This is a genomic window from Lacticaseibacillus suihuaensis (assembly GCF_054785075.1).
The window spans coordinates 1-23,390 of sequence record NZ_BAAGBJ010000002.1; the positions used below are offsets into that span (position 1 = coordinate 1).

Below are 23,390 nucleotides of genomic sequence, written 5' to 3' on the forward strand. Positions count from 1 at the left end.
AGCAGCGTGGTCTTGCCGGTGCCGTTGGGGGCGACCAGACCGATCACCTGACCGTCCTGCAGGTCAAAGGCGACGTTGTCGAGAATCGGCTTGTCGTGGAAGGCGAAGGTTAGGTTTTTGACGGTTAACAAATTCTCACCCCATACTCATTTTGGTCTCATCATATCACCGGTGACGGCGCAAGTCATTACTATTTTTTTATTCTTTAGCATTTTTGTAGTTCTCCTCGAACCGCTCGCTGACATCGGTTACAATGGGGCAGAGGTGAGCGTATGCAATTTCCGGAATTGGCCGATGGGTCGCTGTATTATCCGAGTGGCCACGCGATGCTTGAGGCTCAGCTGGCCTGCCAGGACCGCCTGGCGCAAGCCAACGCGCTTGCGCCGACCGCGCCGAACCGCCAGGCGGCCTACGCGGCGCTGTTCGCGGCGGCCGGGCCGGGCTGCCACGTGGCCGGCGCCTTAGCCGCCAACTGGGGCGGGGCTCATGTGCGGCTCGGCGCCGGCGTCCGCATCGGCTACGGCGTGATGCTGGTGGATGACGGCCCGATTACCATCGGGGCCCGGACCGTTTTGGCCGCCCGGGTGACCGTCGCCACCGGGGCCCATCCGGTGTGGCCGGCGCTTAGAGCGGCCGGCTACGTCCACAACCAGGCGGTGCGAATCGGCGCCGATTGTGTGCTGGGCGTCGGCGCCACGGTGCTGCCCGGCGTGACCATCGGCGATGGGGCCTGGGTGGCGCCGGGCAGCGTGGTCGACCGTGATGTGCCGGCCAGCAGCCGGATTGGCGGTGTTCCCGCCAGAATATTGAAGAAAGAAGCGGATTTCACAATGAAAATGGAACAACTGAGCAATGGTGACCTGTACCTGCCCAACGACGCGGCCCTGATGAAGGAGCAGATGCACTGGCAGGACCTGCAGGCCAAGTACAACCAGACGCTGCCTTCCGAGCAAAGCAAGCGAACCGCAATGCTGGCGGCCATGTTCGGCCAGATTGGGGAAGGTTGCTACATTGAAGCGCCGCTGCATGCCAACTGGGGTGGTCACCACTGCACGTTCGGCAAGGCGATTTACGCCAACTACGGCCTGACGATGGTCGACGACGGGCCGATCACCGTGGGGGACAACACGATGTTTGGCCCCAACGTCGTTTTGGCGACGGCCGGCCACCCGGTCGAGCCCAGCCTGCGAGCCCAGGGTTACCAGTACAACCTGCCGATTGTGATCGGGCGCAACTGCTGGTTCGGTGCCGGCGCCATCGTGCTGCCCGGCGTGACCATCGGCGACAACGTGGTGGTCGGGGCCGGTGCCGTGGTTACCCACGACCTGCCGAGCAACGTGGTGGCGGTCGGCAGCCCCGCCAAGGTGCTGCGCCAGGTCAACGCGCATGACCATGAGTTCTACTACAAGGACCGCCGCATCGACTGGGACGCGATCGGGAACGTGAATGCGTAGACGCCTGGCCGTCGGGGCGTTCGGCCTGCTGGTCAGCGCCGTCATCGGGCTGGGCGCCGCCGGCTTTTTGATTGCCGACAACGCCTTGACCGCGCTGTTGTGGCACGGCGAACTGGCCCCTGGCCTGGTGATCGGTGCGGCGATCGTGCTGCTGTGGGGGCTTCAGACCCGCTGGCCGGCGGCACCGGCCACCGCCGCCCAGGCCCTGTCCGCGCTATTTTGCCCCGTTCAGCTGGCGCCGGTGGTGCTGATTGTGACCGCGCTGACCTGGGCGAGTCGCCGGTTTTGGCCCGGCGCAACCCCGGCGTGACGGCATGTAACAGCCTTGTTGCTGGGCAAGCCGGCCGCGGCGGTGGATACTTTCTCTTGGAGGTGGGAGACATGACTTTGGGTGCGAACCTGCAGGCGGCGCGAGTGGCCGCGAACATGAGCCAGGAAACGGTGGCGCAGGCCCTGTACATCACGCGGCAGACCGTGTCGCGCTGGGAGCAGGGCCACACGCTGCCCAACATCTACGCGCTTAGCGACTTGTGTCAGCTGTACGGCTGCAGTCTGGACGCCTTGGTCGGTCCTTCCGCCGCAAAAAAGGAGGAAGTCAACATGCACAAAATCAATTGGATGGCGCTGTTTGGCCTGATCTGGTTTGACATCATCGTCGCCTTGGCGGTCGTCAGCGTAATCGGCAGTCTGATACTCACCGCCTGGGCCATCGAGGTCAGCTTCGTCGTGTCGCCGCTTCTGGTGATCGGCGCCAACCTGCTGGGCTACGCGGTGCCGTGGCACCAGCTCGCGTTCGCCGCGGTGCTGGCCGGCGTCGGCATCGCGCTGTACCAGCCGGTGCTGCGGCTGACCCTGTACGTGTGGCAGATGCTGCGCCACTACCTGCGCTACAGCCGCCAAGCCGTCTTTTCCCGGTGATATTTCCCGGGCAATATCACCGGCGGGAGCCTGCCGGTTTCGCAGCGGCGCTGCCGCAGCGGCCCGACTATTTCCCGGGCAATAACGCCAAAAAGGCGCGGTACCATCGCATTTTTAAGCGGTGGTGCCGCGCTTTTTGGCCGGTTGACTCGGTTGTGATTGACACCCGTTGCGCAAGCGCTCATGATGGGGACACCCAAACAGATTGGAGTGGTCACATGCAAGCCAAGTTGATTCCGTACATCGCCTATCCCAGCGCCAAGGCGGCGCTGGCGTACTACCAGCGCGTTTTTGGCGCCACCGACGTTTACCGCCTGAGCCCGACGCCCGAGCAGGCCAGTCAGTTCGGCATTCCGGCTGGTCAGGACCTGGACGCCCTGACCATGCACGGCGGCTTTCGGGTGCTGGGGACCCAGGTGGAATGCGCCGACGCCTTCAACGGCGCCGCGGCCCCGGCCCAGCAGCAGATTGTCCTGCAGCTGGACGTCAATTCGGAGGATCCGGCCAGTGCCCAGGCGGCGGATGACCTCTGGGCCCGGCTGCAGGGCCAGGTGACGGTTACGATGCCTTACGCACCGCAGTTTTGGGGTGGCAAAATGGGCCAGTTTACCGACCAGTTCGGTGTGACCTGGATGCTACACGCGCAGCCGTGGTCCAACCGCCCGGCGGAGGAGCAAAAATGAGCTATCAAGTGGATTTCAAAACCGTCTCGCTCGTTGGCCTGGAAACCTCGCCGGTGGCCCCGGCCCTGGCCGGTCTGCGAGCCAACGAGGCGCGGTACTTCTGGAACAAGTACAAGGCGGCGTTCGTTACCGAGCCGGCCGCGGCGCATCCGGACTGGCTGGACTATGTGGCTGCCATCCTCAGCGAACGTGACGTGGTGATCGAAGCCAAGCCGCTCGAGGTCGCCCGGCTTGAGGTCGCAGGCATCCGCTACACCTACGTGTTCTACGAAGACGGGCTGTGCCTCAACGTGCTGTGGACGCTTGAGGACGGCGGCAAACGCGCCGTGGGCTTCAAGCTGAGCGCCGGCATGCCGGCGCCGGCGGCCTTGGCCGACAAGTTCAAGTTCGCTCGCCAAAAGTCCAAGCTCGCCGGCACCATCCGCGGCAGCTATTTCGTGATCAAGGGCACGTACTGATGCGCTAGCTGGACAGGCAGGGCCGCTCACGCCGAGCGGCCTTTTTGGTGGTCCGACGCAAGCAAGCTTAAAAATTGACGGATAAAATGAGAGGGTTTACACTGACTTTGGATGATTATTCTAGGACAGGGAGGCGGCTCCCGGACAGGGCCGTCGCAATGCCACTGCCCCAGGGGGAATGGCCGGAGCATAAGCATCTCCAGTACCCCCGCCCATACCAAGCCGAACCTGGCTTTCAACACACGTGTTTTCGCGTTACGGCTCCCCTCGATGGGACCGAATACCAGGGTGTACGCCACCACCCACGCGCAGTCTCACTGTCTCTCCTACTCGCTTGCGAGGTAGCTGCGGAGAGCCTCGGCGCGTGGCTTGTTTCAACCGGCCTTGAACGCAGCACCACGCCGAGGCCAATCCTGCAAGATTGCAACGAATCAGCAAAAATACCGAGGCTGCCGGGGTTCTAGGACCCGCGGTGGCTTCGGCGCGTCCGGCGCCGGCAGGCCTGCCGGCGCTTTTTGCGTGACCCAACGCAACCGCCCGATTCACCCGGTTGTTGCCAGGAAAACGGGCGGCTCGGCGACTGTGTGGTGCAACCGCTCAGCAGTGGGTGGCGGCATACGCCAGCATGTCGGCGTTTTGCTGGTTGAGCAGCGGTGGCAGGGCGTCGAAGGGCCAGAACTTGACCGCGACGGTTTCGTCGGTCGCCTGGGTCAAGGGGGCCCCGCCGGTTTGCTCAACCAGATACAGCATCGCGATTGTGTGTGCAACATCACCATTGGGGTAGCGGGTCTCGCCCTTGTCGAACAGGTGCAGCTGCCGCACGACGCGAACTTCGATGCCGGAATCCTCGCGGTACTCCCGCACCATCGCCTCGGCGTAGCCCTCGCCGTACTCGAGGTAGCCGCCGGGCAGGCTCCAGTTACCGGTATCTTGGCGCAAGTTCAGCAGCACCTCGTGGCGGTCGTTGAGCAGAATGCCGCCGCAGCAGTTCAGGATGATCGGCGTGTGGCCGACCAGGTTGCGAATTTTTTGGATGTAGCCATAGGTCATGGCGCGTTCCTCCTTGTGTTGTCTCCCACTATCATAACGTTTTTGAAAACAGGCGTGTTAGAATGGAGGCAGAAAGAGGGGGTTATCTGATGAAAATCACAGTAGTGGGCGCCGGCGGCATGGGCAGCCGGTTCGCCCTGGCGCTTCACGGCGCCGGCTTCGATGTCACGCTGGTCGACGGCTGGCAGGCCAACATCGACGCGATTCGCCGAGATGGCTTGCAGGCCGAGCTGAACGGCGAGCACGTGGTGGCCAAGCTGCCGATTTACTCGCCGAGTGAAATCGACCAAAGCGGCGTTTCCGCCGACTTGATCATCGCCTTCACCAAGTCCAACCAGTTGGCGTCGATGTTCGAGCAGATTCGCCCGATCATTCACAAAGACACGTACGTGCTGTGCCTGCTCAACGGCATCGGGCACGAGGACGTGCTCGAGCGCTTCGTGCCCAAGGACCACCTGATTCTGGGCATCACGATGTGGACCGCCGGCATGACCGGCCCGGGCCACGTCAAGCTCGAAGGCTCCGGCGAAGTCGAGCTGCAAAACTTCGCCCCGGCCGGCGAGCCGTTCGCGCTCGATGTCGTGAACGCCTTCACCAAGGCCGGCCTGAACCCGAAGTACTCGCAAAACGTGAAGTATTCGATCTGGCGCAAGGCCTGCGTCAACGGCACCCTGAACAGCCTCTGCGCTCTGCTCGACTGCAACATCGGTGAGCTGGGTCGAACGGCCCAGGCCGAGACCTTTTTGCGGGAAATCATCGCCGAGTTCGCGGCGGTGGCCGAGCACGAGGGTCTTAACCTCGACCAAGAGGAAATCTACCACCACGTGGCCGCGACCTTCACGGCCAACATCGCCGGCCACTACCCGTCGATGCACCAGGACCTGGTCGTCAACCACCGCATTACCGAAATCGACTTCATCAACGGCGCCGTGGTGCGAAAAGGTGAGAAGTACGGCGTCGCCACGCCTTACAACGCGCTATTGACCCAGCTGATCCACGCCAAGGAGCAGCTGATCGGAGCTAAGTGAATCACAACACGAAAAGGACCGCCGCGGCGGCCCTTTTCGTGTGGCCTTAGCGGCTGGATGGCGGCGTCACCGCGACCCAGGCGTCACCGCGACCCAGGCGTCGCTGCAACGCGGTCCGTCACCGCGACCGCGCCGGTCCCGACGACCTGTTCGGGGTAATCCGCCGGCTGCCAGGCGGGGCGGCCGGCCAGCCACGCCAGCGGCCGCAAACGCAGCAGGGCCCAGGCCAGCGCGAAGCTCGCGGCGACCACCGCGGCGTAGCCCAGCGGCAGCGCCGCCACCAGGGCCCAATCCGGCAGGTTGGCTGCGGTCAAGGCGCCGCGCAACCCGGCCAGCACCAGGGTCTGGTCGAGGTAGACGCCAAAGCTTGCCAGGCCACCCAAGTGAATCAGGCGGCGCAACCACCGCGGCCAGCCGGCCCGGGCGACGGCGCCGCGTTCAGCCCAGCCGAACACCGCCAGAATCACGACGGTGTCATAGACCAGCATGAAGGGCTGGTGGGGCGACACCGCGTGAGTGTGATCGAGGCCGAGCAAGCTTTTGTTCAGGAAGTAGTAAGGCACCGTCAGAATTCCCAGCCCCACCGCCCAGGCCGTCAGCGCGGCGAGGTGGCGCTGGCACCAGGCGGTGAAGGCGGCGCGGTGAAAGCTCGCGTAGACGCCCAGCAGCAGGTAGAACTGGTAGGACAGGCAGTTGATGCCGTAAGCGCGGCACCACCACAGCCACTGGCTGCGGTCGACGCCGGGCATCAGGTACTTGATCCAGAAGACGGCGGCCAGCTGCAGCAAAAAGCTGACGCCAAGCACCCAGCCGTGGTGGGAAACCCGCTCAAACAGGCGCAGCACCAGCGGCAGCGCGAGGTAAAACTGGAAGGTGATCACCAGGTAGTACATGTAAAACTGGTTGCCGTGCAGCAGCGCGGCGGCCGCGTTGCGGCTCAGGTAGGCCAACCCGCCGCCGCCAAGCGCCGCAAGCGCCAGGTACAGCGCGTTCCAGGCCAGGTAGGGCAGGCCGGTGGCGGTGAAGCGCCGCGCGAAAAAGTGCCCCCACCGCCGGGTGCCGCGGTAGCGGTAGGTCAGCACGTAGCCGGTGAGGAACATGAAGCCCATGCGGGTGAAGTGAATGGTGAGGTGGGTCCCGAGCAGCGCGGTGCGAGCGGTGCTGGCGCTTGAAAGCTGCTGGATGAAGGCGGTGGTGGTGTGGTTGAGCAGCACCCCGCAGATGAAAAACACGCGCATCAGGTCCAGCGCATGCAGGTAAGGACGGTTGGCAGGCGACATGGCGGCACTCCCTTTTGGGCTTTTCCTCCACGTTACGGGGCGGCTGTGCCCAAAATGTGGCCAAAAACGGCGGAGTTTGTGAAAAACGCCGCCCGGTCGCGCCAACAATGCGCCTTGCCTCACGATGCCGGTTCGCGATGCCGGTTCACGATGCCGGTTCGCTGCCGCCGCTCGCCTTCGCCGCACAGCTCCACACAGCTCCACTATTGCTGCCCGGCTTGGCCTCCGCTGCCGCCCGGCTCCGCAGTCGTCGCCGCCTCGAAACAGCCGGCGTTGAGCCGCTGTTGCCACCTCGAGACCTGCGTTGCTCGACCGCCGCCGAGCCGTTGGCGCCGGATCACCAGCCAGGTTGCGGCCAACCGGCCACTCCGTTGCGGCCAACCGCGACGCCGCCGCGATTGGCGGTTGCTTTTGGCTGTCAGTTCGGTAAACTAGTTGCTAATCGGTTCGTGCGAATGGACACGGGAAGAAGGCAGCGGATGACTGGAGAATTGAGTTTCAAGGCGGGACTGCGGGATGTGCTACCCACCGTTTTTGGCTACATCGGCGTCGGGCTGGCCTTTGGCATCGTCGCGCGAACCAACCACCTGAGCGTGTGGCTGGTGCTGTTGATGTCGCTGGTGGTTTACGGCGGCTCGGTGCAGTTCGTTTTGGCGACGATGCTGGCCAGCGCCAGCCCGATCGGGGCGATGCTGGTGTCGGCGGTGTTGATTCACGCCCGGATGAGCCTGATGAGCATGACGGTGGCGCCGTACCTGCGCCGCGAGCCGACCTGGCAGAACGTGCTGATCGGGACGCTTTTGACCGACGAGACCTTCGCGTTATCGATGAATAAGTTGAATAAAACGGGCCGGGTGCTGCGGCCGGCGTGGTTCCACGCGGCCAACTTGACCGCCTACCTGGTCTGGGCGGCGGCGACGGTGGTCGGCGCGATGCTCGGCGGCCTGGTGCCGGATTCCCAGGCGCTGGGGCTGGACTTCGCCGCCGTGGCGATGTTCATCGGCCTGTTGTACCTGCAGATGATCACCGACCGCAGCAAGCCGCTGGTTCGCCACCTCGAAGTCGCCGCCTTCGTCGCCGTCGCGATGGTGGTTGCGATGCGTTTCGTGCCGGGAACCACGGCGATTCTGATCGCGACGGTGGCCGGGTGCCTGTTTGGAATGGTGGTGGAAAATCATGGCCACTAGTTACGTGGTATCGACCATTGTGGTCTGCGGGGTCGCGATGTGGCTTTTGAAGGTGGTGCCGTTCCTTTTGGTCAAGGCCGTTGCGCTGCCGCAGTGGCTGCTGCAGTTCCTGAGCTTCGTGCCGGTGGCGATCTTGACGGCGATTTTCGTGGAAAGCCTGCTGGTGTCCCGCCCCGGCCAGTGGCCCGGCATCAACTGGGAGAACGCCGTCGCGTCCCTGCCGGCGGTGGCCACGGCAATCCTGACCAAGAGCCTGCTGGCGGTGGTGGTGGTCGGCGTCGTCGCGATGGCGCTGCTGCGGCTGTTTGGGTTCTAGCCCCCACGATAGACGCCAAAATCGCCCAGAATTGGTCTGTGAAAACCAATTCCGGGCGATTTTTGCGTTTGATTTGGGTTTTGGCCATGCGTCGTCGCAGTGAACTGCCGAGGTGGCCCCAAGCGGTCGGCGGCCTGACCCGGCTCGCAGTCCGTGGTCCGTTGCGGCTCGCAGCCGCCGGCCGCTCACGGGCTCACATGCGCCGCGGCGCCAGCTGCTCGGTGGCTCACTTGGGCGACTCCAGCGTCAGGAGGATGTCGTCCTCGCGCAGGATGGTGTCGCTGTTGACCGGCACCTGGGGGCGACCGTCGCGGATCAAGGCGATCACCTCGACCTTGGCGCTGCGGCGAATGTCGGCCTCGGCCAGGGTCTGGCCGACCCAGGCGGCGTCCGGGTGGCGCTCGGCGATGCCGATGCCGGCGACTTGGTCCAGCACGTCGACGATGTTGGGGTTGACCAGGCTCTTGGCCACCTTGGCGCCCATTTCGACCTCGGGCAGCACGACCTCATCGGCGCCGATGCGGCGGAGGATTTTGGCCTGCCGGGCGTCTAGGGCCTTGACCACCACGCGGGGGCAGCCCATTTCCTTGGCGGTCATCGTGGCGAGGATGCTGGCCTCGAACTCCTCGCCCATGGCGAAGACGACGACGTCAAAATGCGCCACCGCCACGCGTTCGAGAAATTCGGGGTCGCTGGCGTCGCCGGCGACGGCGGAGTCGACCAGGTTGGCGACGGCTTCGACCCGTGCGAGGTCGCGGTCGGCGGCCAGCACCTCGACGCCGGCGGCCGCGAGGTGCTCAACAATGCTGGTGCCGAAGCGGCCGAGGCCGAACACGGCAAAGGCGGTAGCTGTTTGCGGTTTCACGTGGAACATGTTGTCCTCCTTAGAGTGGCCGGCGGCAATCAGCCGACGATGACTTTTGCCTCTGGGTAGGCGATGGTGTGGGGATGCGCGTCCAGGCGGGTGTTCAAGGCGACGGCCAGCGTCAGCGGCGACAGGCGGCCGATGAACATGCATAAGGCGAGCACCAGCTTGCCGGCACTGGACAGCGCCGGCGTGATGCCGGTGGTCAAACCGACCGTGCCGGCGGCCGAGGTGACCTCAAACAAGAGGTCCAAGGCCGCGGTGCCGGGTTCGGTGAAGTGCAACACCACAACGGCACCGGCGACCACACCAGCGAGGGTGCCGACGATCGCCAGCACCTTTTGCAGCACGGCCACGGGCAACGCCTGGCGGAAAATCACCAGCTGGGCGTGGCCGCGCAGCGCCGACACCACCGCGGCGCCGAGCACCGCCAGCGTGATGGTTTTGATGCCGCCGGCGGTGCCGGAAGGGGAGCCGCCGATGAACATCAAGGCGCAGGCGACCAGCTTGCTCAGGTCGCCCAGCTGGGCCTGGCCGACGGTTTCAAAGCCGGCTGTGCGAAGCGTCACAGACTCAAAGGCCGCGGCGAGCCATTTTTGTGCGGGACTGAACGCAGCGAAGGCGCCGCGCCACTCCAGCAGGGCGAATAAGGCGGTGCCGCCGAGCGTCAGCGCCAGGCTGACGCTCAACACCAGCTTGGTGTGGACGCTCAGCCGACGCTTGCGGTGGGTCCAGTGAAAGCGCAGCTCGTGCAGCACCGGAAAACCCAGGCCGCCCAGCGTGATCAGCGCCATCAACGTCAGCTGCAGCGGCCAGTCGCCGGTGAAGTCGGCCAAGGAGTGGGTGCCGACGATGTCGAACCCCGCGTTGCAAAAGGCCGACACCGCGTGGAACACGCCGTACCACAGCGCCTCCCCCAGCCCGTAGCCGCGGTCGGCCGCCAGGAAGCCGGCGGTCAGCAAGACGGCGCCGGCGCCTTCGATCGCGGCGGTGTATTTTAGCACCCGCTTGACCAGCCCGGCCATGCCGCCGAGGGTCTGCTGGTTGAACATGGTCTGGATGGTCAGCCGCTGGCGCAGCCCGATGCGCCGGCGAAACACGATCAAGGCGCTGGTGACGATGGTGATGAAGCCGATGCCGCCGAGCTGGATCAGGGCCAAAATCACGAGCTGACCGAACAGCGTCCAGTGCTGGGCGGTATTGACCACCACCAGGCCGGTCACGCAGTTGGCGGAGGTGGCGGTGAACAGCGCGTTGAGCCAGCCGACGCTTTGGCCGTTTTGCGACGCCACCGGCAGCGCCAAAAGCGCGGTGCCGACCGCAATCATCGCGGCAAAGCTGATGAGAATCGCCTGTGCGGCGGATAGGTGCCAGTGCTTGTGCGTCAATGCGTCGCCTCCCTGCGTTTAGTTCCAATGTAGCAAACTTCAGGGCAAAACAAAACCCCGCCAGCGGCGGGGTCAGTTAGGGTTGATTCGTTTTAGGGGGACGAATCAAGGAAGGAGTTGGATATGAAGAAGTTTGTTGGCCCGTATTAGGGGTGGGACCAACAGCTTATGAAGAAAAGTGGTTAGGGGTTGTAGAAGTAAGTGGCTGGCTCATTTCTATGTTGCTTATACTACAGGGAGATTGTGAAGAAACTGTGTTGAGGAAGTCAAGATTTTGCAAAGCTCGCGGCAAGTGCTGGCCTTTTTTGCACAAACAACCCCCGCTGTTCGGGCAGCGGGGGTGTTGGCCAATTCAGCTTAGGGGGACTGATTGGTTGGTCTGGGAGGACCGTGTTTGAAGTGGATCCGCTTAGGGGGACGGATCGAAGGAGTTTGGATGTGGTCTGGGAGGACCAAGATGAAGAAAAGTGGTTGGGGTAGAAGTAAGTGGCTGGCTCATTTCTATGTTTCCTATACTACCGGCGATCTGTGAAGAATCTGTGGTCGGTGCGTCAAGATTCTGCGGCGGTTGCGTGAAAAACGGTGGCGCGGCGGTTGCGAACTGCAGGCGTCGCCCCGGTTTCGGGCCCTGGTGGCCGCCTCGGTTTCCGGTGCCGCCTCGGCTTCCGGCGCCGCCTCGATTTCAGGCCCTGCCTCGGTCTCTGGCGGCACCTCGCCTCGGCTTCCGGCCCCGGCGGCCGCCTATCGCCTTGCGCCGCCCACTGCCTCGCGCCTACCTGAGCCGCAGCGTCAGCGCGTTGGCCGCCACCGCGACGGTCGACAGCGACATGATGATCGCGCCGACCGCCGGGCTCAAGACGATGCCGACGCCGGCGAGCAGCCCGGCCGCCAGGGGGATGGCGACGATGTTGTAGCCGGCCCCCCACCAGAGGTTCTCGGTCATTTTGCGGTTGGTCGCCTGGGCGAGGTTCAGGAAGTTCAAAATATCCTGCGGGTCGCTGCGAACCAGGATGACGTCGGCGGATTCGATCGCGACGTCGGTGCCGGCGCCGATCGCCACGCCGATGTCGGCCGAGGCGAGGCTCGGTGCATCGTTGACCCCGTCGCCGACCATCATCACGCGGTGGCCTTGGGTCTGATACTCCCGCACCAGCCGCGCCTTGTCGGCCGGCTTGAGCTCGGCATGCACGGTGAGGCCGCCGAGCCGGGCCGCGACGGCCTCTGCCGCCGGCGCGTTGTCGCCGGTCAGCATCACCGGTTGAATGCCGCGCTTTTTCAGCGCCGCGATCAGCGCCTGGGCCCGTGGCTTGATCTGGTCGCCTTGCGCCACCAGGCCGAGGACTTGGTCGCCTTGCGTCAGGTAGCTGACCGAGTTGCCGGCCGCGGCCAGCTGCTGGAACTGCTTTTCGTCAAAAGCCAGGTGCGACCGCCGCAGGTAGCTTGCGGTCACCACCGCGTAGTCCTGCCCGGCGATGGTGCCGGTGAGCCCGACGCCTGGCACCGTCTGCACGTTCGTGGCGGCGGGAGCGGCGAGCCCCGCGGCCTTGGCGGCGGTCAGAATGCCGCTGGCCAGCGGGTGGCTTGAGGTCGCCTCAAGCTGGGCGAACAGCGTCAGCACCGCGTCCGTTGAGTGCTTGGGGGTCAGGGACCGCACCGCGTTGACCTTGAACACGCCTTCGGTCAGGGTGCCGGTTTTGTCCATCAGCACCACGTCCAGGTGGCGAACCTGCTCAAGGGCTCGCCGGTTGCGGATCAAAAGGCCGTGCGACGCGGCCAGGCTGGTGCTGCGGGACACCACCAGCGGGATCGCGAGGCCCAAGGCGTGGGGGCAGGCGATCACCAGCACCGTCACCAGGCGGTTGAGGGCGACGTTCAGGTCGGCGACGGCCAACCATGCGAAAAAGGCCACAAGCCCGACGCCTAGTGCAGCGTAGAACAACCACTTCGCCACGCGGTCGGCCGCGGTTTCGGCCCGGGATTTTTCGGCCTGGGCCTGGCTGACCAGCCGCCCGACCTGGGCCAAAAAGCCGGTTTCCCCGGTGCCGGTCACCGTCACCGTCAGCGTCCCGTCGCCGTTGACCGCGCCACCGATGACTTGGCTGCCGACAGTTTTGGCCACCGCCTTGGCCTCGCCGGTCACCAGCGCCTCGTTGACCGCGCTTTGGCCGGCGGTGACGGTGCCATCCGCCGGCACCTTTTCCCCGGCGCGAATCACGACGGACTGGCCCGTGGTCAGGGCGGCCAGCGGCACGTCTTGGGTGGTGCCATCGGCCTGTTGCACATGCGCCTCGCCCGGCAGCAGCTTGGCCAGCCCGGCCAGCGCGTCGCCGGCACTCATGGTCGCCGCCATCTCGATCCAGTGGCCCAGCAGCATGATGACGATCAGGCTGGCGAGCTCCCAGAAGAAGTCCATCACGTGGCGGCCGCCGAGGAAGTGATTGGCGACGAACGCGTAGAGGCTGTAGCCGTAAGCGACGCCGATGCCCATCGTGATCAGGGTCATCATCGCCGGGCTTTTGGCTTTAAGCTCCGCCTTCGCCCCGCTGAAAAACGGCTGGCCGCCCCAGAAAAATAGGAAGCTGGCCAGAATCAGCACCACCCAGTCCGAGCCGGGGAAGCTGGCCTGAAACGGCAGGTGGAGCCCCATGAACGGGGACAGCACGAACACCGGCAGCGCGGCGACCAAAGACACCCAAAACCGCCGCTTGAAGTTGCCCATGTGGTCGCCGTGGCCCATGTTCATGCCGGGCATGTCGTCGCCGGCCGCGTGATGCGTGTGGCCGCCGTTGCCCATGTTCATCCCGGGCATGTCGGGCATGTGACCGCCGTGGTCCATGTCCATGCCGGCCATGCCGTGGTCGTCGTGGTCCATGTCCATCCCGGCCATCTCGTGCGGGTGGGCGGCGTGGGCGCTGGTCGTCGTTTCGTGGTCGTGGTGCATGTCGGCCACGTCGTGTTTATTTGTCGGATTGTGCTTCGCTGTCATGACGGATCCTCCTGTCGCTATTGTCTACGATTGTAAACCACAAGTCCAGCTTACCACGTTGTTTACATTTGTCAACAGAATAACTCGGTGTCGCAATCGAGGCGATGTGCCTCCTTTTAGTGTGCGGTTTGGCCGGCGGGTGGGTCAAGTTTGGCGGCGTTCAATAAAGCGCTATAATAACTAAATTTGACCACTTGCACAAAAATTAGCCGTACCGTAAAATTAAGGAATGAGAACCGGGCGGCAACGCACGGACAGCTAAATAAATTGTAAAAGGATGATGGTATATGGACGATCCCGCTGAACAGAGGCCGATGACCCACGTTGAGGTTGCCTCGCTGCAGGAGGAGTTACACGTTGAGGACTTGGATGCTGGCCTGAGTAGCCAGGAGGCCAAGCGCCGCCTGGCCGAGAACGGGCCGAACGCCTTGCAGTCGCACACAACCCCGAAGTGGGTCATCTTTCTCCGTCAGTTCAATAATATAATTATTTATATCCTGATTGGGGCCGCGGTTATGACGATCGCGATGCGCCACACGACGGATACAATTATTATTGCGCTGGTTATTATTATCAATGCGGTGATTGGGTATTACCAGGAAGCCAACGCGTCCAACGCGCTGGAGAAAATCAAACAGATGCTGGCCCACACTGCGACGGTTTACCGCGATGGGCAGCGCGTCGATGTCGACACCGCCGAGCTGGTCGTGGGTGACGTCGTCTTTCTTGAGGCCGGCGACAACGTGCCGGCCGACCTGCGCCTGTTCGACGTCGACAACCTGTCGATTCAGGAGTCGGCCTTGACCGGGGAAAGCAACTCGGTGGACAAGCAAGTGGATGCCCTGCCGGCCGACACCCCGCTGGCCGAGCAGACCAACATGGCCTTCGCCTCGACGGCGGTGGCCTCCGGCTCCGGGATGGGGCTGGTGGTCGCGGTCGGCCAAGACACCGAGATTGGTAAAATCTCGCAGGCCGTCGCCGATGTTCGCAAGGGCAAGACGCCTTTGATGAAGGAACTCGATGGGCTGGGCTCCGGCCTGTCCTACGGGATTTTGATCGCCGCCGTCCTCTTGTTCGGGCTGGGCTGGTGGTCCGGCCACTACACGCTGGGGACCCTGGCGCTGGCCGTGGTCACGATGATCGTCGGCTCGATGCCGGAAGGGCTGCCGGCGACCACCGCGGTGGTTTTGGCCCGGGGCATGCAGCAGCTGATGCACAAGGAGAACACCATCGTCAAGACGATGCCGGCGGTTGAAACGCTGGGCTCCGTGGACATCATCGCGACCGACAAGACCGGGACGCTGACCAAAAACGAGATGACCATCACCCAGATCGTCACCCCGCAGCACACTTACGCCGTGACCGGCACCGGCTACGCGCCGACCGGTGATTTTCGCCTCGCCGAAACCACGGTGACCCCGGCGGATCACGAGGACCTCGCCGCCTTGCTGACGGCCGGGTTCCAGGCCAACGACACGACGCTGGCCGCAATCGACGGCGACTACCAGATCAACGGGGAGCCGACGGACGGCGCCTTTTTGACCGCTTATTACAAAGGCAACACATCCGAGCCGGCAGGTGAAGAACTGGACATGCTGCCGTTCGACTCGGATTACCGCTTCATGGCCAAGCTGGTCGAGCTGCCGGATGGCACCCGCCGCGTCTACCTGAAGGGGTCGCCGGACAAGGTGCTGCCGATGGCGACGGCGGCCGATCCGGACTTTGACGCCGCGCATTACCTGGCGTTGACCAAGCAGTACAGCCAAAACGGCCAGCGCGTGATCGCCGTGGCCAGCCGCGACGTGCCAAGCACGGTTGACGAAATCGACACCGATTTTTGCGAAAGCGGCATGACCTTCCTCGGCTTGGCGGCCATCATCGACCCGCCGCGCGAGGAGGTCATCCAGTCGATTCGCACCATGCGCCGCGCCGGCGTGAAGGTGAAAATGATCACCGGTGACCACCCGGACACCGCCTTGGCAATCGCCAAGAAGCTGGGCCTGGCCGAGTCGCCGGTGGTGGTCACCGGGACCGCCTTGGCCGAGATGAGTGAAGAAGACCGGCGCCGGGCCATGGTGGGGGCGGATGTGTTCGCCCGCACCACGCCGGCCGACAAGCTGGCCATCATCACCACCCTGCAGGAAGCCGGCAACGTCACCGCGATGGTCGGCGACGGGGTCAACGACGCGCCGGCCCTGAAGAAGGCCGACATCGGCGTGGCGATGGGCAAGTCCGGGACCGACGTGGCCAAGGACGCCGCCGACATGATCCTGACCGACGACAAGTTCACCACGATGGAACGCGCGATCGCGCAGGGTCGCCGAATCTACGACAACATCAAAAAGAGCATCCTGTTCCTTTTGCCGACCAGTTTCGCCGAGGGCCTCGTGATTGCCTTCACCATTTTGACCCAAGACGACATGCCGCTGAACGCCAGCCAGATGCTCTGGATCAACATGGTGTCGGCCATCACAATCCAGCTGGCCTTCATCTTCGAGCCGGCCGAGGCCGGCATCATGACCCGGCCGCCGCGTCGCAACGGCGTGTCGATGATGAACAAGCACGACGTCTTCCAGCTGATCTACGTCTCGATCATGATCTCGGGGCTGGGCCTGCTTGCCCATGACTACCTGCTGGACAACCACCTGGTGGATGCGGCGACGGCCAGCACGATGATGGTCAACATCATCATCTTGGGCAAAATTTTCTACCTGTTCAACATCCGCACCCACGCCCTGGCCTTCTCCAAGCAGCTGTTCACCAACCCGATGGCCTTCGCGATCATCGGCGCGATGATGGCGCTGCAGCTGGCGTTGACCTACATTCCGTTCATGCAACACGTCTTCGTCACGGCACCGATGACCCTGCGCGAGTGGGGCATCGCCGTGGCCATCGGCTTCATCACCTTAGTGGTGACCGAAATCGACAAGATCATTCGCATGGGGCTGCGCAAGCTCTCGGCCGAAAAGTCGCCGGCGGTCGCCGCGGCCGCAGCAGCGGCCGGTCACCCGCCGTTGGCGGGGTGACGCCGGCGAGCGTTCGGGCCACCCAGCCAAAGAACGCGGCGCCGCCGCAGCCCGGCGGCCCGACACTAGCCCAAAAGGCGGTCTCCTCACAGGGACCGCCTTTTGCGTCTGTTGCACGGCGCGATTTTGCGGTAATATACCAGTGAACGGCGGAATCGAAAGCCGCCAAGCAGAGATCAGGGGGTAATGTGATGCTAACGAGTGCTGAACGGCAGGCCCAAATCCGGGCCGCCTTAGCTGATAACAACGCACCGATCACCGCGAACCAATTCGGCCAGCGGTTCGGGGTCAGTCGCCAGACCGTGGTCGGCGACATCGCGCTGATGCGGGCCCAGGGCGAGGCCATCATCGCCACGCCGCAGGGCTACCAGTACGAGGAAAAGCCGCGCCACGAGGCCGTCATCGTGTGCCGCCACACGCCGGAGCAGGCGCGTGAGGAGATGAACACGGTGGTCGACCTGGGCGGGGCCATCCTCGACGTGCTGGTCGAACACCCGGTTTACGGCCAGATCAAGGGCCAGCTGCAGGTTCGCACCCGCACGGATGTGAACCTGTTCATGGGTCACCTGCGCCAGCGCGAAGGCCACCTGCTGTCCGAGCTGACCGACGGCGTTCACCTGCACACCATCGGCTACGACACGCCGGATCAGCTGGCCGCCATCAAGGACGCCCTTCGCGCCAAGGGCTTCTTGTACGAAGACACCAAGGGCCTCAGCTGAGGGCCGACCGCCTCGCGTTTACGCGGGGCTTTTTTGTTGCGTTGCAGAAACTTCGTGAAAAAGTTGACAAATCCGTGGCCAGCGAGGAAAATACTGAGGCATAAGATGTCAAGACGTGGGAGTCGCGACAGTCGCAATTATTTCCCGGGAAATGTTCAGGCAGCGGCGCAAAGGCGCCGGGTATGGGAGGAAAACGATGGCAAAAGAAATGACGACGACGAAGCCGGCGAGTCCGGTTCGCCTGGTCACAGGGGTCGGGGTCGCCTGGCTGTTCGACGCGATGGACGTTGGAATGCTGTCCTTCGTGATCGCCGCGGTCAAGGGCGAGTGGGGCCTTAACGCGGTGCAGATGGGCTGGATTGGCTCGGTCAGCTCGATTGGCATGGCGATTGGCGCCGTGCTGTTCGGTATCCTGGCCGACCGCATCGGCCGCAAGACGGTGCTGATTGTGACGCTGCTTTTGTTCTCGCTGGGCTCGGCGGCCAGCGCCTTGGCCACGGGCTACGCGATGTTCATGGTGCTGCGGCTGATCATCGGCGCGGGGCTGGGCGGCGAGCTGCCGGTGGCGTCGACCTTGGTGTCCGAAAGCGTCGAGACCAAGCACCGCGGCCGCTCCGTCGTGCTGCTGGAGAGCTTCTGGGCGGCCGGCTGGCTGCTGGCGGCGGTGGTGTCTTACTTCGTGATTCCGCACTGGGGCTGGCGCGTGGCGATGGTGCTGACCGGGCTTTGCGCCTTGTACGCCTTGTACTTCCGTGAAGGGTTGAACGAATCGCCGGCCTTTTTGGCCCAGACCCATCAGAAGCCTGGCTTCTTCCAGGCGCTGACGGCGCTTTGGCAGCGCAAGTACGCCAAGGCGACGTTGATGCTGTGGGTGGTGTGGTTCATGGTCGTGTTCTCCTACTACGGCATGTTCCTGTGGCTGCCTAGTGTGATGGTGCTCAAGGGTTACTCGATGATCAACAGCTTCGGCTACGTGCTGGTGATGACGCTGGCCCAGCTGCCCGGTTACTTCGTCGCGGCCTGGCTGATCGAAAAATGGGGCCGCAAGAAGGTCCTCGCCACCTTCCTGGTTGGCACCGCGCTGGCGGCCCTGGGCTTTGGCCTGGCCACCGGCCTGCCGGCTTTGATGGCCAGCGGGATGCTGCTGTCGTTCTTCAACCTCGGGGCCTGGGGGGCGCTTTACGCTTACTCGCCCGAGCAGTACCCGAGCGTCATTCGCTCCAGCGGCTCCGGCATGGCGGCCGGGGTCGGCCGCATCGGCGGCATCGTCGGCCCGCTTCTGGTCGGCAGCCTGGTCGCGGCCAACGTCGGCTTCGGCCTGATCTTCGGCATTTTCACCGTGGCGATTCTGATCGGGGTCGTGGCGGTGCTGGCGCTGGGCACGGAAACCATGGGCGAAAAGCTCGACTGACGGCGTTCTCGGCCGCGGTCGGGGCCGGTGCGGCGAGCGGGTTTGCAAGGCCCCCCGTGGCGGCCCCGACCGCCGTTCGCAAACGCGCCACCGCGGCCGCGCAACCAAGTTACACGCCGGACCGAAGACCGCGACCGAGCGGGAGCGTGTGGCCGGTTCAACCGATTTTCAGCAATTTTTTCACGAAGCGACGTCCTGGCGACGGCGCTTTTTGCGTGGCGCCAAACAGTGGTGGCGAGCCCCTGCGGCGAGTGCTATAGTTAAGCCCTTGCCGGAGGACAACTAATGAAAGATTTCATGAACCTCGATCGCAACATCCGCCTGCGGATTGCGACCGTCTTTTTAAGTGTGCTGCTGAGCAGCACGATCATGCCGAACATGGCGATCTACTACGCCCGGTACTTTGGCGCCGCGACCACGGGGCTTTTGTTGGCCGTGGCCGCTGGGGTCGGGCTTGTCGCCGGACTGTTCGGCGGCCACCTGTCGGACGCCCATGGTCGCAAGCCGATCATGCTGTGGGGCGACGGGCTGATGGCGGTCGGCCTGGGCATCGCGGCCTTGGCCAACTCGCCCTTGGGGACGTCCCCGTGGCTGACCTTCGCCGGTTTCTTGCTGGCGCGGATCGGCGGCAACCTCGAGGATCCGGCCGCCCAGGCGATGATGATCGACGTGTCGAGCAGCGAGAACCGCCGCTTCATCTACGCGCTGTTGTACTGGATCATGAACATCTCGGTGATGATCGGTTCGGCCATCGGCGGCTGGTTCTTCCGCGACTGGCTGTTCGAGCTGATGCTGGGCATGGCGCTGATGGCGGTGGTCACCTGGCTGGTCGTGCGGTTTGCGATGAGCGAGACCTTCGTGCCGACCGGGGAGGTGACAAGCTCGCTGTGGCACATGGTGAGAAGCTACACGCAGGTGCTGGCCGACCGGCGCTTCATGGTGTTTTTCACCGGGTCGCTTGCGGTTGAGGTGATTTTCAACCAGCCGATGTCCTACCTGCCCGTGCATCTGGACCGCGATTTTCACACCGTCACACTGTTCGGCATTTCACTTTACGGGCAGCGGATGCTGTCGGTGCTGACGTTGGTCAATACCATCTTGATTGTCACGACGATGGCCCTGATGACGCGGCTGACCAAGAAATGGTCGACCAGCCGCGCCTTTGCCTTCGGAACGCTGCTGTTGGGCGGGGCGACCGGCGTGTCCTTCCTGCTCAACTCGCTGTGGCCGCTGGTGCTCAACGCGGTGGTGCAGACCATCGGCGAGATGATCGCGGTGCCGCCGAGCCAGACGCTGCGAGCGGATCTGATGGATCCCGAGAAGGTCGGCGCGTATTCCGGCGCCTGGACCACGGTGGGGCCGCTGTCGGCGATGATCGCCGGCTTCGGGGTGACCCTGTCTGCGGTGATCGGCAACGGCGGCATGGCCGCCTTGATGGGCCTGCTGGTGCTGATCGCGGTGGTGCTGGTTCACAAGGCCGCCACCTGGCGCGTGGTTGCGGACTGACGGCGGCCGCGGCCGCGGCGAAGCCCGGCCCAAGCCGTGCGACCAACGGCGCAGGCCGGACGACCAACGGCGCAGGCCGGACGACCAACGGCGCAAAGACAATGCAAAAGGACCCTGCGATTGCAAGCCGGTTAGGCTAGCGATTGCAGGGTCCTTGCACTGGGCGGCGGTGGGGCTGACCAGCGCGGTTATTTGGTTGAAATGGCCTTGAGCTTGGCCAGGCCGGCCTGGTACATCGCCTTGGCCGTCTTTTTCGGCATGGCCTTCTTCTCGGTGGTCGCCTTGACGGTCATCTTGGTCCAGCTGCTGCCGTCGCCGGTTTCCTCGAGGCGAATCACCTTGTGCTTGCTGTCGGTGATCAGGCGGGTGCCGGCGAAGTCGTACGGGTACTTGCCGTGGTACGAGGCCTTGATCAGCGCCTTTTTCTGGGCGGCGGTGAGCGTCGCGCCTGGAATTGGCTGCTCGACGGTGCCGACCCATTTGGCCTGCAGGGTGACCTTTTTGCCGTCGACCTTGTAGGTGCCGCTCATCCAGGCCATGTTGCCGTTGGAGCCGGTCTTGGTGTTGGCGTCTTTCTTATCCATCACGCTGATGAAGGTCTTGTCCTGGCCCAGGTAGTAGGTCAGGCTGTTCTTGGTGCCCTTGACGGTGACCGGAATCGTCACCTTGTAATCGGCATTGCCGATGGCGTTTTTGTCCTTGCAGGCACTCAGGCCCAGGCCGATGGTGACCAGGGCCAGCAGGCTCAGGGCGGTTCGTACTAATTTTTTCATGTGTGGGGACCTCCTTTGGCGTGGGTGACCGTGGTGGCCACTTGGCTGTCTAGACCAGCGTACAACGGGTCGCCGCCGATGACAAGTGAAATCGTTTGCGTGTGCGATGAACAAGGGCGTTTCACCCCAAAACCCTAAATATGGTAAAATTAGGGTTAAGAATTCCTTATTATGCGGGTCTGTCCCGCGCCTCTTTGTGAAAGCGAGCGATAACGTGAAAAATCTACTGGCAAAAATCAAGCTGCCGGCGTTCCTGGAGGACGTCCGGCTGCGCTGGATCGTCGCCATCATGGCGGTGTTGGCCGTGGTCGACGTCATCGTGGCCAGCTTCATCCGGCCTTGGCTGGCGCTGTTTCTTTTCATTTTCCTGATCGGGCTGCTCGGGGCGACCATCTTCGCCCTGGCCCGAATTACCGAAAACACGAACAAATACATCTCAAACCTCTCCTACCGCATCAAGCGCGGCGAGCAGGAGGCGCTGATCAAGATGCCGGTTGGGATTTTGATCTACAATGAGCAACTCGAGATCGAATGGGCCAATCCCTACCTGCAGCAGTACTTCGGCGACCACGAGTTCCTCGGCCAGCCGCTGTCGGCCATCGATGCCGAGCTGGCCGACTTGGTCACCTCCAACCAGGACTCCAGCGCCAGAACCAAGATCACCTGGGGCGGCCACCAGTTCGACATGACCATCCAAAAGAGCATCGGCGTGGTGTACCTGATGGACATCACCCCTTACGCCAAGATCGAGGCGGAGGCGGAGAACCGCCGCGTCGCGATCGGCCAGGTGTTCCTCGATAACTACGACGAGATCACCCAGACCATGGATGATCAGGCCATCACGAACCTGAACAGCTACGTCACCAACACGATGAGCGACTGGGCCAGCGCCTTTGGCATGTTCGTCAAGCGCGTCGCCGCCGATCGCTTCATCATGATCGGCTACCTCGCCTCGCTGCGGCAGGTCGAAGACGACAAGTTCAAGATTTTGGACCAGATTCGTGAAGAAACCTCCAAGCAAAACTTCCCGCTGACCCTGTCGATCGGGATCGCTTACGGCGAGAACAACCTGTCGAACCTGGCCGCGGTCAGCCAGTCCAACCTGGACCTGGCGCTGGGCCGCGGCGGCGACCAGGTCGTCGTGCGTGAAAAGGGCGAGCAGGCGCGGTTTTACGGTGGTCGCACCAACCCGATGGAGAAACGCACCCGGGTTCGGGCACGGATGATCTCCCAGGCGCTGCAGGAGCTGTTCAAGCAAACCGACAAAATCTTCGTGGTCGGCCACAAGCGGCCGGACATGGATGCGATCGGCGCCGGGCTGGGCATCCGCCGCATCGCCCAGATGAACGGCAAGGACTGCTACGTGGTGGTCGACCCGGCCAACCTGCACTCCGACGTCGAGCGGCTGATGACCGCGGTCGGCAAGGATCCGGAAATCGCCAACGCCGTGGTGACGCCCGAGGCCGCGCTGTCGCAGGCCACCGACAAGAGCCTTTTGGTGATGGTCGACCACTCGAAGGCCTCCATCACCGCGGCACCGGACCTGTACGAGAAGCTCTCGACCCGCACCGTGATCATCGATCACCACCGCCGCGGCGAGGAGTTCCCCGAAAACCCGATGCTGGTCTACATCGAACCCTACGCCAGCTCGACTTGTGAGCTGTTGACCGAGATGTTCGAGTACCAGCCGACCGGGGTGCCGGGCCTGAACAAGCTGGAGGCGACGGCGATGCTGGCCGGCATCACGGTCGACACCAAGAACTTCGCGATGCGAACCGGTACCCGCACCTTCGACGCCGCGTCCTACCTGCGTTCTAACGGCGCCGATGGCCTGATGACCCAGAACCTGCTGAAGGAAAATATCGACAGCTACATTCAAAAGAATCATCTCATTGATACAATTGAAATGATTGCGCCAAGTATGGCATTATGTGTAGGTGAAGCGGACCGGGTTTACGACCCCGTGATCGCGGCCCAGGCGGCCGACACCTTGCTGACGCTCAACGGCATCACGGCCAGCTTCGTCATCACCCGCCGCTCCGACAACCAGGTCGGCATCTCGGCACGCAGCCTGGGCTCGGTCAACGTCCAGCGCCTGATGGAAAAGCTGGGCGGCGGCGGCCACCTGAGCAACGCGGCCACCCAGATCAAGGGCGAGTCGGTCGCGGCGGTTCGCACCATGCTGGCTCGGGCGATCGAAGACGAGGCGGTCAACAACTAGCCGGTGGCGCGTCACCCCGCCGCTGCGGATAGGCCAAGACGCCCGTGCGGCGGTGGCCAGCGTTGCGTCGCGGCAGTCAGTTCAATGAACCCCAAGCCCCAAGAAGAAAGAAGGACTCACA

Annotated in this window: 20 protein-coding genes and 1 pseudogene; 14 read left to right on the forward strand and 7 right to left on the reverse strand. The window is 63.6% G+C overall.

All coding sequences use genetic code 11. The features are described from left to right. On the reverse strand, positions 1-131 hold a 131-nt coding region (locus ACYVRZ_RS02590; protein ID WP_461224896.1), incomplete at its 3' end, for an ATP-binding cassette domain-containing protein. A gap of 396 nt (positions 132-527) precedes the next feature. On the opposite strand from ACYVRZ_RS02590, the pseudogene ACYVRZ_RS02595 reads away from it, so the two are divergent. The 6 genes and pseudogenes from ACYVRZ_RS02595 to ACYVRZ_RS02620 form a co-directional block, all read left to right on the forward strand. Then, positions 528-749, forward strand: a pseudogene (locus ACYVRZ_RS02595) (DapH/DapD/GlmU-related protein); the annotation flags it as partial. A gap of 81 nt (positions 750-830) precedes the next feature. After that, positions 831-1,454, forward strand: coding sequence for a sugar O-acetyltransferase (locus tag ACYVRZ_RS02600; protein WP_461224898.1), 624 nt, complete (start codon positions 831-833; stop codon positions 1,452-1,454). Then, positions 1,447-1,764 (forward strand): hypothetical protein, encoded by a 318-nt coding sequence (locus ACYVRZ_RS02605; RefSeq protein ID WP_461224549.1) that lies wholly within the window; start codon positions 1,447-1,449, stop codon positions 1,762-1,764. Before ACYVRZ_RS02600 ends, ACYVRZ_RS02605 begins: the two co-directional genes overlap by 8 nt. A gap of 71 nt (positions 1,765-1,835) precedes the next feature. Then, entirely contained in the window at positions 1,836-2,372 is a 537-nt protein-coding gene (locus tag ACYVRZ_RS02610) for a helix-turn-helix domain-containing protein (protein WP_461224551.1), read from the forward strand. Positions 2,373-2,590: 218 nt separating this feature from the next. Further along, entirely contained in the window at positions 2,591-3,055 is a 465-nt protein-coding gene (locus tag ACYVRZ_RS02615; RefSeq protein WP_461224552.1) for a VOC family protein, read from the forward strand. Continuing rightward, complete coding sequence (locus ACYVRZ_RS02620) at positions 3,052-3,513, forward strand: phage tail protein (RefSeq protein ID WP_461224554.1); 462 nt, start codon at positions 3,052-3,054, stop codon at positions 3,511-3,513. Before ACYVRZ_RS02615 ends, ACYVRZ_RS02620 begins: the two co-directional genes overlap by 4 nt. Before the next feature lie 597 nt (positions 3,514-4,110). On the opposite strand, the gene ACYVRZ_RS02625 is transcribed toward ACYVRZ_RS02620, so the two are convergent. Then, a complete protein-coding gene (locus ACYVRZ_RS02625; RefSeq protein ID WP_461224555.1) occupies positions 4,111-4,563 on the reverse strand; it encodes an NUDIX hydrolase in 453 nt (150 codons plus the stop codon). Between the two features lie 89 nt (positions 4,564-4,652). On the opposite strand from ACYVRZ_RS02625, the gene ACYVRZ_RS02630 reads away from it, so the two are divergent. Continuing rightward, a complete protein-coding gene (locus tag ACYVRZ_RS02630) occupies positions 4,653-5,591 on the forward strand; it encodes a 2-dehydropantoate 2-reductase (protein WP_461224557.1) in 939 nt (312 codons plus the stop codon). 83 nt (positions 5,592-5,674) lie between these two features. On the opposite strand, the gene ACYVRZ_RS02635 is transcribed toward ACYVRZ_RS02630, so the two are convergent. Then, positions 5,675-6,871 (reverse strand): acyltransferase, encoded by a 1,197-nt coding sequence (locus ACYVRZ_RS02635; protein ID WP_461224559.1) that lies wholly within the window; start codon positions 6,869-6,871, stop codon positions 5,675-5,677. A gap of 479 nt (positions 6,872-7,350) precedes the next feature. Here ACYVRZ_RS02635 and ACYVRZ_RS02640 point away from each other — a divergent pair, with 479 nt between their 5' ends. Both ACYVRZ_RS02640 and ACYVRZ_RS02645 read left to right on the forward strand, forming a co-directional pair. Next, positions 7,351-8,058 carry an AzlC family ABC transporter permease gene (locus tag ACYVRZ_RS02640; protein WP_461224561.1) on the forward strand — a complete coding sequence of 236 codons (708 nt, stop codon included), beginning with the start codon at positions 7,351-7,353 and terminating at the stop codon, positions 8,056-8,058. After that, positions 8,048-8,374 (forward strand): AzlD domain-containing protein, encoded by a 327-nt coding sequence (locus tag ACYVRZ_RS02645; protein WP_461224563.1) that lies wholly within the window; start codon positions 8,048-8,050, stop codon positions 8,372-8,374. The genes ACYVRZ_RS02640 and ACYVRZ_RS02645 overlap by 11 nt, the downstream gene beginning before the upstream one ends. Positions 8,375-8,600: 226 nt before the next feature. Here the strand turns inward: ACYVRZ_RS02645 and ACYVRZ_RS02650 are convergent, their stop codons facing one another. From ACYVRZ_RS02650 to ACYVRZ_RS02660, 3 genes are all read right to left on the reverse strand, one after another. Next, positions 8,601-9,248, reverse strand: coding sequence for a potassium channel family protein (locus tag ACYVRZ_RS02650; RefSeq protein ID WP_461224565.1), 648 nt, complete (start codon positions 9,246-9,248; stop codon positions 8,601-8,603). Positions 9,249-9,277: 29 nt separating this feature from the next. Further along, complete coding sequence (locus tag ACYVRZ_RS02655) at positions 9,278-10,627, reverse strand: TrkH family potassium uptake protein (protein ID WP_461224566.1); 1,350 nt, start codon at positions 10,625-10,627, stop codon at positions 9,278-9,280. A 772-nt stretch (positions 10,628-11,399) separates the two neighbouring features. Beyond that, on the reverse strand, positions 11,400-13,613 hold the full coding sequence (locus ACYVRZ_RS02660; protein WP_461224568.1) for a copper-translocating P-type ATPase: 2,214 nt from the start codon (positions 13,611-13,613) through the stop codon (positions 11,400-11,402). A gap of 287 nt (positions 13,614-13,900) precedes the next feature. On the opposite strand from ACYVRZ_RS02660, the gene ACYVRZ_RS02665 reads away from it, so the two are divergent. The 4 genes from ACYVRZ_RS02665 (at position 13,901) to ACYVRZ_RS02680 (ending at position 20,275) form a co-directional block, all read left to right on the forward strand. Beyond that, the gene (locus ACYVRZ_RS02665) at positions 13,901-16,639 is read left to right on the forward strand and encodes an HAD-IC family P-type ATPase (RefSeq protein WP_461224569.1); all 2,739 of its coding nucleotides are present in this window, start codon (positions 13,901-13,903) and stop codon (positions 16,637-16,639) included. Between the two features lie 191 nt (positions 16,640-16,830). Beyond that, complete coding sequence (locus ACYVRZ_RS02670) at positions 16,831-17,358, forward strand: transcription repressor NadR (protein WP_262315990.1); 528 nt, start codon at positions 16,831-16,833, stop codon at positions 17,356-17,358. 196 nt (positions 17,359-17,554) lie between these two features. Next, positions 17,555-18,769 (forward strand): MFS transporter, encoded by a 1,215-nt coding sequence (locus ACYVRZ_RS02675; protein WP_461224570.1) that lies wholly within the window; start codon positions 17,555-17,557, stop codon positions 18,767-18,769. A gap of 285 nt (positions 18,770-19,054) precedes the next feature. After that, positions 19,055-20,275: an MDR family MFS transporter gene (locus ACYVRZ_RS02680; RefSeq protein WP_461224572.1), complete on the forward strand. Its 1,221-nt coding sequence runs from the start codon at positions 19,055-19,057 to the stop codon at positions 20,273-20,275. A 188-nt stretch (positions 20,276-20,463) separates the two neighbouring features. Here the strand turns inward: ACYVRZ_RS02680 and ACYVRZ_RS02685 are convergent, their stop codons facing one another. Next, positions 20,464-21,048 (reverse strand): hypothetical protein, encoded by a 585-nt coding sequence (locus tag ACYVRZ_RS02685; protein ID WP_461224574.1) that lies wholly within the window; start codon positions 21,046-21,048, stop codon positions 20,464-20,466. A gap of 214 nt (positions 21,049-21,262) precedes the next feature. On the opposite strand from ACYVRZ_RS02685, the gene ACYVRZ_RS02690 reads away from it, so the two are divergent. After that, positions 21,263-23,269 carry a DHH family phosphoesterase gene (locus ACYVRZ_RS02690; protein ID WP_461224576.1) on the forward strand — a complete coding sequence of 669 codons (2,007 nt, stop codon included), beginning with the start codon at positions 21,263-21,265 and terminating at the stop codon, positions 23,267-23,269. Positions 23,270-23,390 lie beyond the last annotated feature (121 nt).